This is a genomic window from Nostoc sp. (assembly GCF_041747015.1).
Taxonomy (GTDB): Bacteria; Cyanobacteriota; Cyanobacteriia; order Cyanobacteriales; family Nostocaceae; genus Nostoc.
Genome location: NZ_JBGTFY010000175.1, coordinates 13990 through 29415, shown reverse-complemented (window position 1 = coordinate 29415; position 15426 = coordinate 13990). Strand labels below are relative to the sequence as shown.

10 protein-coding genes and 1 tRNA gene are annotated in these 15426 nt (G+C 42.9%); 6 read left to right on the top strand and 5 right to left on the bottom strand.

The window, feature by feature from the left end; translation table 11 throughout:
- The first annotated feature begins 521 nt into the window (after positions 1–521).
- The gene (locus ACEW80_RS14090) at positions 522–4586 is read left to right on the top strand and encodes a hypothetical protein (protein WP_373527181.1); all 4065 of its coding nucleotides are present in this window, start codon (positions 522–524) and stop codon (positions 4584–4586) included.
- Positions 4587–4631: 45 nt separating this feature from the next.
- Here the strand turns inward: ACEW80_RS14090 and ACEW80_RS14085 are convergent, their stop codons facing one another.
- Both ACEW80_RS14085 and ACEW80_RS14080 read right to left on the bottom strand, forming a co-directional pair.
- Positions 4632–5024, bottom strand: a complete 393-nt coding sequence (locus ACEW80_RS14085) for an alr0857 family protein (protein WP_373527180.1) — start codon at positions 5022–5024, stop codon at positions 4632–4634.
- A gap of 423 nt (positions 5025–5447) precedes the next feature.
- The gene (locus tag ACEW80_RS14080; RefSeq protein WP_373527179.1) at positions 5448–5696 is read right to left on the bottom strand and encodes a hypothetical protein; all 249 of its coding nucleotides are present in this window, start codon (positions 5694–5696) and stop codon (positions 5448–5450) included.
- 72 nt (positions 5697–5768) lie between these two features.
- Between ACEW80_RS14080 and ACEW80_RS14075 the strand changes: the two genes are divergently transcribed.
- From ACEW80_RS14075 to ACEW80_RS14065, 3 genes are all read left to right on the top strand, one after another.
- On the top strand, positions 5769–6104 hold the full coding sequence (locus ACEW80_RS14075) for a hypothetical protein (protein WP_373527178.1): 336 nt from the start codon (positions 5769–5771) through the stop codon (positions 6102–6104).
- Between the two features lie 523 nt (positions 6105–6627).
- The gene (locus ACEW80_RS14070) at positions 6628–8646 is read left to right on the top strand and encodes a GAF domain-containing protein (protein WP_373527198.1); all 2019 of its coding nucleotides are present in this window, start codon (positions 6628–6630) and stop codon (positions 8644–8646) included.
- A gap of 8 nt (positions 8647–8654) precedes the next feature.
- A complete protein-coding gene (locus ACEW80_RS14065) occupies positions 8655–9263 on the top strand; it encodes an SRPBCC family protein (protein ID WP_373527177.1) in 609 nt (202 codons plus the stop codon).
- 88 nt (positions 9264–9351) lie between these two features.
- Here ACEW80_RS14065 and ACEW80_RS14060 read toward each other — a convergent pair.
- Positions 9352–9424, bottom strand: a tRNA-Glu gene (locus ACEW80_RS14060).
- Between the two features lie 352 nt (positions 9425–9776).
- On the opposite strand from ACEW80_RS14060, the gene ACEW80_RS14055 reads away from it, so the two are divergent.
- Positions 9777–11696: a cation:proton antiporter gene (locus tag ACEW80_RS14055; protein ID WP_373527176.1), complete on the top strand. Its 1920-nt coding sequence runs from the start codon at positions 9777–9779 to the stop codon at positions 11694–11696.
- A gap of 40 nt (positions 11697–11736) precedes the next feature.
- On the opposite strand, the gene ACEW80_RS14050 is transcribed toward ACEW80_RS14055, so the two are convergent.
- Together ACEW80_RS14050 and ACEW80_RS14045 are read right to left on the bottom strand one after the other, a co-directional pair.
- The gene (locus ACEW80_RS14050) at positions 11737–12348 is read right to left on the bottom strand and encodes a cytochrome b N-terminal domain-containing protein (RefSeq protein ID WP_373527175.1); all 612 of its coding nucleotides are present in this window, start codon (positions 12346–12348) and stop codon (positions 11737–11739) included.
- A 100-nt stretch (positions 12349–12448) separates the two neighbouring features.
- Entirely contained in the window at positions 12449–13144 is a 696-nt protein-coding gene (locus ACEW80_RS14045; protein ID WP_373527174.1) for an esterase/lipase family protein, read from the bottom strand.
- Positions 13145–13870: 726 nt separating this feature from the next.
- On the opposite strand from ACEW80_RS14045, the gene ACEW80_RS14040 reads away from it, so the two are divergent.
- Positions 13871–15391, top strand: a complete 1521-nt coding sequence (locus ACEW80_RS14040; protein WP_373527173.1) for a hypothetical protein — start codon at positions 13871–13873, stop codon at positions 15389–15391.
- The last annotated feature ends 35 nt before the right edge of the window (positions 15392–15426 follow it).

The window sequence follows — 15426 nt, the reverse complement described above, 5'->3', positions numbered from 1 at the left end:
TCAAGCACAGTCTCCTTTCAAAGGGAAAACTAAACTATGCTACATAAGAAAGCGACAAGAGCGTTTTTCTAAACAATTTTTACCTATAGGTTTAAATGGGGTAAAAGTTTTGCAAAAAGTTGTTAATAACCTTGTGTAGTATTGCTTAGGGGCTAGCTAGACTGCAAACTTGATTAGTTAAGAATATAGGCAAACAACATCAATGATAACTAAAGTGAGTAAATTATTGCTCACGTATTTTAGCGGGTTTCCAAAGTTTATAGATGCAACACTTAGGGTAACGCCCAATAGTAATGTGTGTATCGCAAGACTACAATTATCTTTAAACAAACGCTGACTGAAGATTGCCACGAATCCCAGCAATCCATAACATAATGACAGTCACAAGTCCAACAGCGGCTTTTGCTACTCAAAACTTCTCCTATGGTCAATGCTGCCCGTAGCAAGATCCCCATAGGGTACGGTGATTGTAAAGTAGTTGTCAGATTATTGACATACAGTTCTAGCTAAGGTATTTTAAAGTGACTTCCAGTGCAGATGAAATTCAAAAGCTGATCGCAGACATTGACAATTTACTTGCCAGTGGTGGCAAGCGCCTGTCTAGATTTCTGCCTGGTCAGGCGCAAGAGCCTAAAGAGGTTTTAGAACGAATTCGCAACTTCTTAGTGAGGCTACAAGAAAAAGAGACATTAGAGAGCGGCATCCAAAATCAGCCTTCTGGAGAACCGCCATCGCTTTTGTTAACAAAATTACTTGATCAAGGTAATAACCAGTATCCACTACCGCAGCCCGAACTCAATCAGGAGCAGAGTACTGTTGGAGCCGGACAATTAAAAAATGAATTTTCGAGCTTGATACAGCCATTGCGATCGGAATTAGAGGGGCTATTGCAAGAGCGAAGCACTCTCGTACAGGAAATTAGGCAACTAGAGCAAAGGCGATTACAAAACTACTCTTTAGCGCAGCAGTTGACAAACCAGGAGCAGATGATTACCGAGTTTTTACAGGTACTCATGAGTCGCCTTGTGCCAAGTTTAACGCCATTGGTAGCAAAAACTTGGGAGAATTCTGCCAATTCTTCAGAAGTAACTAATCAAGCAACCTCTGCAACTCAACCTTTTTTAGAATCATCAGACGGTGTGGAGCGGTTAACCCATCTGGCTAGGGAGTTGGATCAACGTCTATTATCACTAGATGGGACTGTGAATGTTGTTTTTGAGGGACTACAGCGTAACATTAATACCTATTACGAGTCCTTATCGCAAGCGCTGGCAAGAATGCATAGCAAGGGAATGCAAGGCGAAGAGTTGATGGCCAGCTTTCTCAACAATTTGATCCAACATTTGCAGCAACAATCCCCCAATTTCCAGCCATCTTTCCTTGGGGTAGAATCTGAAACACTGCCTCCATTACCATCATTGGCTGATTCAGGCGATAGTAGCACTGGAGTTGCGCCCCAACCCCTAGAGCTTATACAGCCAGAAACTTCATCTTCACTCACAATTAATCCTGAACAACAGGATACTACTCTCACAGATGATCTAGATGCAGTACTGTTTCAGCTTGGCTTAGACTCGCCTCAATCTTCTGGAAACCCGACCAAATTACCGCAAGATATTTCTGCGTTAATTGGTGATGAAGTAGACCAACTTTACGCCAGTTTATTCGGTACTGATGATGTTAATAACCCAAGCCTTGAGGTTGCCATAAATGACTTATCTGCTTCTGTCACAGCCTCTCCACCAATATTGAAGATCGCTGAGGACGCACCTGCCCCTCTAACCGTGGATTCTGCGGTTGTGACACCAGATACAGGTCTTTTGGATTTGAGCAATGCTGACCCACAAATAAACCAAGAAACTCCAGTAGAAACCACAGATTTATCAGATTCAGCCGAAGCACTATTTTTTCAAGAGGATACTGACTTAGACTCGCCTTTTAACTTTTCTACACTACAAGAAGTTTCGGCAACAAACAGTTTGGTGCAACTTGGCACTCAGCCAGCTAGTGCTGATACAATTACTACTCTGACTGAGCTATGGGCTGATGCAGGTAGTGATCAGCAACTGTTGGAAGTGTCATCCTCTATGGATAATGTCACAACTACAGCACCAGTCACCTCCGAAGTCGCAGAAATTGCGATCGCAAAACCCATCGATCACGTAGCGTCTGGCAGAGAAGATATCGCCACAGATGATCAGCCAGAATCGTCTTTAGATAATTACATTGCTGCTTCGCCCCAGGAAAACTTGCTTTCTGTTGAGTCAAACCAGGCTTCAGTCGTGCCTGATATTTATTTAGACGAAGAACAGTTACAGCAATTAGATCGGGATTTAGCTAATTTTGATCAGCAGCTAAATTCTGAGTCGCAGCCAGCGACTAACTTAGATGGTTTCTCGGAACTAATTGGTAAAACTCAAGACACAATCTCCACAATTTCCTCTGAAAATCTTGAAATAGCAGAAAATACCTCAACTGCCGCTTTCTCCAATTTGGCAGTTCCCCAGGTAGAAACTGAAAAAAAGGAAGTCACAACTCCTGTTCAAGAAAGTTCTTTACCTCCAATTTCCAACTCCATAAACAATCCAGAAGTTTCGCTCAATGTTCTAGAATCAGTCTGGTATTTAGGAATTGATTTAGGTACAACAGGAATTTCTGCCGCATTATTAAATCGCTCGACTTTTGTTGTACATCCTATCTACTGGTCAGCAGAAAATCCCCCAGGAACAACTTCCTTCCAGCAATCATTTCGTTTACCAACAGAAGTTTATCTGCCTACAGCTTCTATACCCCAGGGCGAAAATGAAAGCATTGAAGTACATGAGCAGACAGCACCTGCGGCTGTTGCTCAGGAAAAAGTATCTGACCCCTCGCCTACTACTTCTGCACCATCTAAATCAACAACAGATCCGACGACAAACAATCTTTACTCGGCACAGTTGAAGCCCTATTTACAAGTAGCTATTCCCTACAAGAGTGAGCGACAAAAATGGGAACCTGTTTTGCAATTAAATGAATTTTCGGCAGGGCCTTTGATTTGGGTTGTGCGATCGCTCTCTAAACTCCTGTTGACCCTCAAATCCGATCAGACTAGTACCACCCCTAGTTTAATCGCTGCTGCTGTTGGCATCGACGAACAAAATTTTTCGCAGATTATCAATAATATTGCTGGTGTGATTTGCACCTGTCCATCTAGTTGGTCGGAACAATACCGCTTCAACGTCCGGGAAGCTTTACTCACCAGCAAACTGATCCAACATCCGCAGCAAGTCTTTTTTGTGGAAGAAGCGATCGCTAGTTTACTCCCGGAACTCGATGCTGCTGACGGTGAGCAAGTAAAATTAAGCGCTCGTCAAGGTTCTCATCCGGCAAAAACCAGCGAACATCCCATTGTTGGCAACACCCTCGTCATTAATATTGGGGCAACTGCTACAGAAATGTTACTGGTCGATATACCAGAAAGCCTGCTACAATTGACATACAATGATTTCATGCTCCACAGTTTTGCATACGCTGGCAAGGGAATTGAACAAGATATTATTTGCCAGCTGCTATTGCCACCGAAATCTCGGCAATCCCGAAGAGAAACACAAGGCGATGCCTCCGGCGGGCTAAACCTACGCCAAAACATTACCAGTAATCTTTGGCAATGGCAACCCTCAATTCCCGGTTTAGACCAAATGCGCTGGGAGAGTTTAAAGTTAGAAGAATTAGAACTACCGCGAGTCGGGGAGCCAGATATCACCGCTCGGATTCGCCTCCAACAGCGTCTAGAAAGTTCTCTACTGGGACAGGCGGTATTAGATGCGGCACTAGCTCTGAAGCTGATTTTGCAACACCAAGACTCTTTTACCCTGGAATTGGCTGATCAGCAGTGGATTCTGCAGCGAAGAGATTTAGAAAGTCAGGTATTTATCCCCTTTGTGCGTCGCCTGAATCGAGAACTCAACAAGTTATTGGTAGCTCGTGGCATCCCCACAGAAGCAATTAATCAAGCTATCTTGACCGGTGGTGTGGCTTGTGTCGGCACGGTGAACCGCTGGCTAAAGCAAAAACTCCCCAACGCTAAGATTATTCAAGATTTATATCTGGGCGAAAACGGCGCTCCCAATTGCAGTCGGGTTGCTTATGGCTTGGCGATGCTGCCTCTACATCCTCAGATGTTAGATATACCCAGGCAACAGTACACTGATTATTTCCTGTTTACAGAATTGCTGCGGCTGTTACCAGACCGACCCTTATCTTTTGGTGAAGTTATCCAGTTATTTGAGGGTCGTGGGATCAATACCCGCACTTGTCAGCAACGGCTGCTAGCTTTTTTGGAAGGTGAACTACCTTCCGGCTTGATACCTTCAGTCACAGACTCAACTTGGCTTACCCAGAGTTCCCAAGAAAATCCCGACTACAAAGCGATCGCTACGGCACCACTTTTTGAGAAACAAGGCAGTCTCACCTATCGTCCCAATTCCCAACAACTTTTGTCTTTGCGTCATTATCTAGATGCGATCAAGGCTAGTAATCAACAATCACTAGAGGAACCATATACAGTGAATTTTGCCTTAGCTCCTCACAAACATATTCGGTAGATGGAGAAATGGGGGTGAGAAATTCTACTCACCCGACTATTTCGCTTATTCACTCACCACAGAAGCACTGCTCTCTTGAGCTTCTTGCCAAAGTTTTTGCAAAAAGAACTCAGCGCGATCGCTCATTGTGGTGACAAACACACCTACAGCATCCTCGGAACTGTTTGATAGCCAAGAACCCCGCAGAGTGACTTCTATATATTCGGCATCGCAGGCACTAAGGGCAATGATTTCTCTGTCACCTCTTTTTACCTCAACCTTGAGCAACTCTACTTCTAGCAAATCAACAGGAAGCAAGAAGGAGGCGGTAATGGGTTCAATGCAAAAACTTTGCCCAACTCGCAGGGACAAAATCACTCGTTGCGCTACCCATTCTTCTAGCGACTGAGTAAGACATTCTAAATAAAAGCTGCTTTCAGTGTAAGTTAATTTCAGCATTCTTTATGCTCTCCTGTGATTCCAGGTTTGCTTGCACATCTATCCAAAACTATTCAACAATTGCTCTAACACTTGCATTGCGATCGCCATTAGGCGGGTGCTTTGCACATAGTTGCCTTGGCGCAACCTCTGGTAGAGAAGATATCGTCACAGATCGACTCCCAATACGGTTCGGTTAAGACTTGATCCCCCCAACCCCCCTTAAAAAGGGTGGGCTAAGAATAGCTCTATTTCCCCCTTTTTAAGGGGGAGCCAGTCCGCCCTTGCGGTTTCCCCACTTGAAGGATCTGGCGTGGACTAAGGGGGATCTTTAAGGACTATGCACCTTATCCGAACCGTATTAGATCCACTCCTGATAAAAAAACCCCCGCTTCAAATTTGGGTGAAGCGGGGGTGAGAAATTGACCGGAAAACTTTCTGGTCTTATATCGGTACAGTATTTCTTTGCCTGTACCCCCCGCTTGCTTCATCTAGTTGTGGTCTTGCAATCAGTAGACTAATGCTGAGATATCTAAAATCATAATTACCCTCTGTGATTTGCCGATGATTTTGGCTGCCATCGCCCATAAATAAATACTCCACTTCCATAGCGGCTGATTCCCAATTGCCTCGGCAATTGGTGGCACACAAAGAAGTGGAGATGGGGTAAATGGATTTCACAGAAAATTTCACCTATTAAACATTCCTTTAAACATACTACACTTGTATTACTATCCTGTCTATACCTTCTAAGGAGAAAAAGTGATGCATACAATCGCTCGCACCCCAACAACTGATATGGAAGTTACCAGCATCCGCTTGGAGCGGGAACTCAAAGATAAACTCAAAGAAATAGCTGGCAATCAAGGGTATCAAGCTCTGATCCGAGATATCCTTTGGAATTATGTCCAGCAAAAATCAGGTGAGTGGAAGCCTCGATTTTCGCAAGCTGACATTCGAGCTAGCATAGCTGCCACAGCTCAACAAGAAGAACGCTGTGTACTAACAGGTCAACTAATTCAACCCCAACAACCGATGTTGTTAGGACTGACGAGGAATGGCGATATGGTTCCTCTGAGTGTCGAGAGTTTGGCTGGATAGTCTTATGTTCGATTGAACACAGCCCAGTTATCCTTACTGATAATTGGGCTGTATTCAAAATTTAGCTTTATTCAAGGTAACACAGATAAAAAGGGTCGCCTTTTAAATATCCTAATATTAAGAATTGATATTACAATAATTTTGATTAAATTAAGTATTTATACGGTTAAATTTCTCAAGCTTTTGCCTTAATTCTAGAGAAAATACGGTTTATGTATACTTCACAGAGAAGATATCCTAAGTCAAAGTTAGTTAATTATTTCAATATAAAAAAGAAGCCATAAGTAAGCTGGCTGAGGCATTCTAGGATATCTTAAGTATTTCATTACCTATGTATCAATTTGCCTAATATAGCGAGAATTTGGCCATCTGACATGGAAAAGGGCTATAACGGGTGAGAGAAAGTATTCATCCAATATTTGTCAATTATTAGGGTGTAGTAAGACAACTAGTGGTAAAGAAGAAATATGCCAAAAGGTTGGGTACACAAACAATGGAGTTATTATCGGAGGGCGTGCCAGGAATGAAAAAGCCTTTATCGTCACCGCCACAGTACGTAGATGACATAGATCAACCACAACGTCACAAAGTCAAGCTGATGCAGCATCAGGAAGCACCTGTCCGCCAGTTAATACAAAAGATTAACCAAATTATTGTCAATAGCTCAACTACGGCATTGATGCTGCAAGATATTGCTCAATTGCTAGGAGTTGTTTTTCAAGTAGATTGCTGCTGCTTGGTTTCAGTAACGGGTGAGACATCCGACGAAGCGACTACTACCAATTGGTGTGCTGATGAGTATCTAGGTTTGCCACACCAAGAAGAGATGTTTTCGATGGAACAGTTGCTTATGCACTCGCCAGTGGTGCAATGTGCTGCTGAAACATTGACTATTGAAGATATTCCGATCATTCAGAATAGTTTGATAATTGGCTGTAAATATTTGCCACTACCAATAAAAGCAGTATTGGCAATTCCCACCCAGTTTGGTGGCAATAATAATGGGGTGATTAGTCTGATTAAATTCCAACGTTATGATTGGAGTGAATCAGAAAAGCAACTGCTTAAAGAAGTGGAGTCGTCTTGCGCGATCGCTTTTTCTCGCGTAGCCCAAGCCCAGCTAATTGCTTATCAACAACAGTCTTTGGAAAAGAGCAACCAATATCAAAACTTAATCAAGCAATTAACAATACTGAATCGCAGCAACTGGGAGCAAAATCAAATGCTCCAGTTAATTATTGCCTCTACTGCTGAATCTCTACAAGCAGATCGAGGTTTGCTCATACAGCTGAAATACACAGATCCACGATTTAGGACTCAAGGTAAAAAACAAATTCCCAAAGCGAAAGCTACAGTAATCGGCCAATGGGCTAGGGAAATACAAAGTTTCCGCACTAGTGAACTAAATAGCTTAGATCAATCTTTCTGGCTTTCAGACTGCGGTTTATGCCAGCGTGCTTTTATAGATCCAGGAAAAGCAGTAATCTTCGATGACTATACAGACCAAAACGATACCTTTACAGTAGCTCCATTATTTGAAATAGAGAAATTGCCTGCTGTATTATTAATGCCATTAGAAAGTCAAGGCCAAATCTTAGGATTCTTGGTGCTACAGCAATCTGTTACTCGTAGTTGGCAACCAGCAGAATTAAATCTTGTGGAAATGGTTTGCGCTCAAGTGAGTAAGGCCATAATTCAGTCACAGACATTGCGCCAAGTCCAAACTTTGGTAGATGATCGGACGGCGAAACTACAGAGTAGTCTGAAAATTGAGCAAAAATTGCGTGAAACACTAAAGCAGCAGTTTGCGGAAATGCGGAAACTTAGCGAACTCAAAGATGAGTTTTTGAGCAACATGAGCGATCGCTTACGCTATCCTCTGACAAATATGCGGATGTCAATTCGTAATTTACGTTTGCCAGGAATAGCACCAGAACGTCAAGGTAAATATCTGGATATCCTAGAGCAGGAATGTACAAAGGAAATCAACTTGATTAATGACTTGTTGACACTCCAAAAACTAGAGTCGCTTCACCAAGCCCCACAATTAGAAACTATAAATTTAAATACTAAAATCCAGGATATAGCAGCATCTTTTGAGACAAAACTCGCAGAGAGGGGATTAAAAATTTCGGTATGTTTACCAGAAGATTCGCTAGAACTACAAACTGAACCAGAGAGTTTTGACCGCATTCTCCAAGAGTTATTAACTAATGCCTGTAAATACTCAGAGCATGATACTATCGTTCATCTGCAAGCTAGTCATCGAGTTGATCAACTAATTGATCAAGTTATCATGAAAGTGACGAATACAGGACGTGCCATTTCCGAAGAGGAAGCGACTTACATCTTTGACAAGTTCCGTCGCGGAAAAGGGCGCTGGACTCCGGGTACTGGCTTAGGACTTGCTTTGGTCAAGTCTTTAGTTCAGCATCTAGATGGGGCGATCGCTGTTGAAAGTCTCCAAATTTCGGATTCTCAACAAAGCGAAATTTGCTTCACCCTGACTCTGCCCCAATTTTCTAATGAAAGCAAACCATAATTCTGAAAGTGATTAAAGAACAAAACACAACCGAGAATTTTGATTTCCCATCTCCTAGTGATGACACCAATCTAGAAGAGGATTTGCCTGCTGATGCAGTTGCTTTGGCAGCGAAGGTAGAGATTAAAATTGAGAAAATAGCCCAGCGACAGCGGCAAATTAGTGCTACAATCCAAATCCTCCAACCAGTAGAACACATCTGGAAGGTTCTCACAGATTATGAAGCCTTACCTGATTTTCTTCCCAACCTTGCCAAGAGTCGTCTAATCGCACACCCTAATGGTGGTATTCGACTGGAGCAAATAGGCTCCCAGCGTTTACTAAATATCAATTTTTGTGCGCGTGTAGTTTTGGATCTGGAAGAATACTTCCCTAAAGAAATTAGTTTTCGCATGGTAGAGGGAGATTTTAAAGGCTTTTCGGGTAGCTGGTGCTTAGAGCCTTATTCCCTGGGTGAGTATATAGGAACAAATCTTTGCTACACAATTCAAGTTTGGCCTAAACTTACTATGCCAGTAGCAATCATTGAAAACCGCCTGAGCAAAGATTTACGGTTAAATCTTTTAGCTATTCATCAACGTGTAGAACACTTAGCCAGCAAAAAACCTGATGTTTAGTTATACTATTATTCAGTAAGAATCCTGAATGATAGTTTTGATTGAAAAGTTACAACCAAAAACACCTTGGTTTTTTATTTTTTAAAAGTACCCCCAGGGGAATTCGAATCCCCGTTACCTCCGTGAAAGGGAGGTGTCCTAGGCCTCTAGACGATGGGGGCATAAGACTCAGACCTTTTATAAGGTAACGAATTTCCTGGCTTATGTCAACAGGTTTTGCCAAAAAAAGTTGGTGGCAGCTAAACTGGGTGAAGGCTAAAGCTTGAATAGGATACACAGCATGGAGACACAAAAAGAAGTCCATAGAAGCTTGTCCGGCTACTATACAAGTTCTCCGTTCGCGGAGCGTCCCGCAGGTGCGTCGGCATCCGGCAATGGGAACTTTGGGGAAGGCGAAGATAGAAAAAACGCTACATTCAATAGGGGATAAAGGGTATGATGTTGTACCCTGTAGAGTTAATATCTATGATTTTTTACAAAAGATTTTGAAAGAAATCGCTCAAAATCTCCAACATGGAAGCATCTTTTGAAATCACCCTACAAGTGGCGATCGCAGTCCTTGCAGGCATTAGCGCCCAAGTACTGGCTGCATACTTTCGCATACCCGGCATTGTTTTGTTATTGCTGTTAGGCATCCTGCTTGGCTCTGATGGCATAGGGCTATTGCATCCCCATTTACTAGGCAGCGGACTAGAGGTTATTGTCGCCTTAGCTACGGCAATAATTTTGTTTGAAGGCGGACTCAATTTGGATCTGCGAGAGTTAGGCAGAGTTTCAGTTAGCCTACAATTGCTCGTGACTCTAGGAACGCTAATCACACTGCTTGGTGGGAGTATGGCTGCTCACTGGCTGGGTGAATTTCCCTGGAACATAGCTTTTCTCTATGCTTCCATAGTCGTGGTGACAGGCCCAACCGTCGTTGGACCCCTGCTCAAACAAATCAATGTAGATCGGCAAGTGGCAACACTATTAGAAGGGGAAGGGGTTTTAATTGACCCTGTAGGAGCGATTCTCGCCTTCGTTGTCCTCGATACAATTTTAAACGGCGATGCTGACCCAATGAATGCGATCGCAGGTTTACTCATGCGTCTGGGTGTGGGTGCGGCAATTGGTGGTGCTGGCGGTTATGTGATGAGTTTGATTTTTAAACGCGCCAATTTCCTGTCATTCGAGCTAAAAAACTTAGTAGTGCTAGCAATACTGTGGAGTCTGTTTACCCTATCGCAAATGATCCGCAGTGAGTCGGGAGTAATGACAACAGTAGTTGCAGGAGCAGTCTTTGCTAACTCTTCAGTCCCAGAAGAACGCTTGTTGAGGAGCTTTAAGGGTCAGTTAACAATTCTCAGCGTCTCGGTGCTATTCATCTTATTAGCAGCTGACCTATCCATTGCTAGTGTGTTTGCTTTGGGTTGGGGTAGTTTATTCACCGTTTTGGTACTAATGTTCGTCGTTCGCCCGATTAATATCCTCTTGTGTACTTGGAATAGTAATCTTAACTGGCGACAGAAACTATTTTTAAGCTGGGTTGCTCCGAGAGGAATTGTTGCTGCTTCCATAGCTTCTTTTTTTGCGATTTCGCTAACACAGCGCGGCATTAACGGCGGTGACTCGATCAAAGCTTTAGTTTTCCTGACAATTATCATGACTGTCGTCTCCCAAGGTCTAACAGCTGGCTGGGTTGCTAAATGGCTACAAATCACTTCCAAAGATGCAACTGGGATAGTGATTGTGGGTTGTAATCCCTTGAGTCTTTTGATTGCCCGGTTCTTTCAAGAACGGGAAGAAAATGTGGTGATGATTGATACTGACCCCCAACGTCTTGTCCAAGCTGAGGCGCAAAATCTGCGGGTTATCGCTAGCAGTGCGTTGGATGCTGCTGTTTTGGAAGAGGCGGGACTTGCATCTATGGGTACTTTTTTGGCTATGACTAGTAATGGCGAGGTAAATTTCGTTTTGGCTCAACGCGCGGCTGAGGAGTTTAATCCGCCGCGTGTCTTAGCTGTTTTTCCTCGTGATCCGCAAGCGAGTACCTCGGTTAGTAATAAAGTTAATCAAGCTTTTATCCCAGACTTAGCAATTAAGACTTGGAATGAATATTTGAATGATGGGCGAGTCAAGTTAGGAACAACCACCTTAACTGAGTCAGAATTTTCTAATCAAAATGAGCGTATCCAAGAAATGATTAAGACTGGGGCGTTGATACCGCTAGTGGTAGAACGAAAAGAACGCTTACAGGTAGTGCCAGTAAAATACGAGTGGGAAGTTGGCGATCGCATTATCTACTTGTTGCACGATCCAAGACCTAAGCTTTTAAAACGCTTGTCTGGCGCTAACCAGTCTACTCGCCTCTCTTTAGAAAAGTTACCGGAAGTTGAAGAAGTCCCCCTCGCCAAAATATCTGAACTTTTTACTACTGACACCCCTGGGGCATAAGGGGACATCGGAGCAGGGGGAGAATAAATACTGGCTCCTCCTAACTCCTAACTTCCCAATCTGCTTGATACATTTGCCATTCTTGCCACAGTAAAGCCGATAAATGCACTATGGCAAGAATTAGCGTCACCATCGAAATTAGGTAACTGTGTATTGTGTAAAGATGTCCGACAGTAACTGTGTTAATCGCTCCACCCCCAGTCAGGATCTCGCGCAGTTGTCCACCAATAAAAGGAATAGCTTCGATGGTTCCTAGTTCAATGTTAAAACGCCAGTATCCTTCCTGAGTCCAATCTAGGATCATCGCACTCCAATCCAGTCCGATCGCACTTAGGGTAAACAAAATCCCACTAATCCAAGCCACTAGCCAACTTTTGCGAAATTGCCGACCTAAAAACATCACTACAATTTGAATCAGGGCGATCGCAATTACCGCGTTACCAGCAATATCATGGGCTCTCCGAAACAACCAGCCGTATGGCAGTTGTGTATTAATCATCTTTAAGGAATTGTAAGCTCCGCCGGCTGTCGGTTCGTAATAAAAAGCCAGCAAAACTCCGGTAGATACATAAATTAAACACAGAGTCAAAATTACGACTGATAATATCGTCGCTATTCGTCGCAAAATCCGATCAAACTGGGTGCTTTGCATAGCTCACCCCTCCTGTTCTTAACTAATTATTTATTCTTACTTACAATTTTAGCTAAGAAATATTAATAAATGTTGCATTTATTAGAAAAAATAAAGTTTTTTAAATCAAATATTGCACCCAATTTTTTAAGGGTTCTGGTGAACCATACCAAATGCCGGGACTTCTGGGAGAATGCCTCACACCTTCAATCACCAGATTTTCTGCTCCTTCCAAATGAGCCGCTTCAATGGGTGTGATTCCATCTCCCCAAGTGTTGCCCTCACCACAAGTTAATTGGTAACTACTGTAAGCTAACCAGCTACCGCGTCGTCTTTCTCCAAAGATAGTTTTGCCAGCGACACAAACGTAACGAACGTTTTTATAAAAAGCTCCTGGGTAGTTATTGGTGACAAAATCTAAATTGAAGCGCGTCCAGCGTTCTTGGCTAATATGGGGTGTACCCAAGGTGATGAGAGTGGCAACTAATGGATGCGCTTCCCTGAGAAATGGTTTAACATCACCGCGTGCTAAATAGGGCTTTTCTCCCATGTAAATGCGGGATATCCAACCTCCGGCTGAGTGACCAATCAAGTTAATTTGAGTAGCATTATATTGCTGCAATGTATCCTTGATTGTGCGATCAAGTTGTTGCAAAATCGGTGTTACGGATCTTCCTCCAAGAGTGGGAAACCAGTCACGTCGTCGCAGTGGTACTGTGACGGCAGTGAAACCTAACTGTTGTAGGGATTCTTCTAATTGGCGATAAGCGATCGCGCTTTCTAGATATCCAGGCAAAATAACTATCGGTAACGGCATTTTTAATTTTGGCTGCAATGATTGAGGGTTTGAAGTTTTTTGACGATGAAACAGTCAGGATTTAGGAGCTAGAATTGCGATCGTATGACTGACTCCTTTCATAAAAACCCAAATAGCTTGGGTGAGGTTTAAAACTAGAATGTCAATAAAATTGTACAATTTGCAACAGTTTTAGGGGTCGCTGATGTGGTAGTATTTTTACATAGGGCTGAGTCTAGGACGAGCAAGTGTGCCATCTGTTAAAAAAGTATAGTTAACTACAAAACAGTATAAAAGACAAGGCAACCTCAGCAGATGTGGTGATTTACTCAGACTTGTGCTGCTTTAACTGAAACTTTATAGATATCCAAGATACTAGTAAGTTGGCACAATAAAACCAAACTATGTAGATATTAATCAACTAGGCTAAAACCCTATTCCCTCCTGCTTTATCCAGCGAAATATTTTGACGCCGACCTACTTTTTAAGTGTGTGCGTTATTTAAGAATAAAAAATCAAAAGAAGTAATTTTTCAAATATCTCTTTAGGAAGCTCAACATTGAAAATATGATCCAGCGTCATTGATTAATTAAAAGTTTGAATAAATGGCAATTTTGGCGTTTTGATTGCCAGCGCAGGAAGTTATTATTTCCTGATAGGGATGTATATGTTGCAATATACTGCAATATATTCTAAAAAAGAAAATCGCTAGTCAACTGCAACTGATCCGAGTGAACGATAACAGTTATGTCTTACGCCTCCCTACTGAAAAATATACCAGACATCATCAGCCAGCCAATTGGGATAGCAGCTTTAGCCTCCCTTGGTATGCATGGTGCGATCGCCATGATTGTGCCATTGATGCCTATGGAGTCTAACAAGTCCAAAGAAACAGCATCATCAAAAACAGTCGGAATTCTGGAATTGAGCCAAGCCGACCAAAGCCGTTTGCCGCAAAGCACACCTCAAGTTGGTTTACAACAATTTCCCCCAGTAGCGCCGCTTTCTCCTCCGAATTTTAGCGCTCAAAGTGTTTTACCTCCATTGGCACCACCACTGCCATCCAGTCAGCTAGTGCTGCCTCCGCTACCCCCATCATCGAATAACTATCGGATCTCCTCATTGCCTACAAGGCAGTCTTTGCGGATGATTCCTAGTGAAAATCTGCGATTTGATGCCTCTAAATTTGACAGGTCTAAATTCAACGCTAGCCCCAAATTCTCTCCATCAGTTTCTCCTTTGAATGAAAGTAATTCTAAATACGATGTAACTAAGCCGCTGCCTATAAGCAGGTTGCCAGAATTGCAGTCGCAGAAAATACCTGATGATATTCTACAGAATGCCCAATCTCCGAGCCTCTCTGACACGAATTCAAGCACAATAGCACAGAGAAATACTACTCCAGAAATGACGCAAACAAGTAATGATGCGTCTAAATTTTCTCAAAACCCGCTGATAAATTCTCTTAAACAAGCTCCAAGGGTTGAGAAGACTTTAATTGGAACTAGGGGAAGTGCGCCTCAAGCAGCCTCGTTGAAGGGAACTCAACAGGCGATTGCACAGCTAGACTCCTACGCAAACCTGAGAAAAGAAGTTCTGCAAGAATACCCCAATGCTGAACAAAAACCAGTTATCCGCGAAACATTACCCGCGGATAAACCGAATCTTGAAGGTGCTGTTTTGGGTGTATTAGTGGTAGATCCTGATGGCAAGGTCTTAGATATCAAGTTCCAAGACAAGTTTATCTCCCCGGAATTGCGAACAAAAGCCAGGGAATTCTTCAACAAACAATCCCCCAAGGGAGATAAACAGATCAGTTCTTATCCATTTAACCTGCTTTTCCAAAACAACAGTAACAACACTACTGGGGCTACTCTAGAGCAAAAGCCCTCGTCATTATCTATACCAAGAGTCAATAGCAATCAGCTTTTACCCTCACCAGCAAGTACTTTTAAACCATTACCTGAGCTGCGAATCAAAAACAACCAACCTGCGTCCTCACCGACGGGTACACTCAAACCATTAGCTGCACCAAGAGTCAATGGCAATCAGCCTGCGTTCTCACAGACAGGTATTCCAAAATCATTACCTGAACTACAAATCAGAAAAAACCAGCCTGCGTCCTCATCGGCAGGTACTCTCAAACCTTTAGCTGCACCGGAAGTCAATAGCAATCAACCTACACCCGTGGCTGAATCGGAGCAAAAATTAGTAGAACAATTGCGCGAAGTGAAAGAAAATAGACAAAAGTCTAATCCAGAAAAATAATCAGCAGCAGGTGATTTTGGATTAAGAACAAGCTA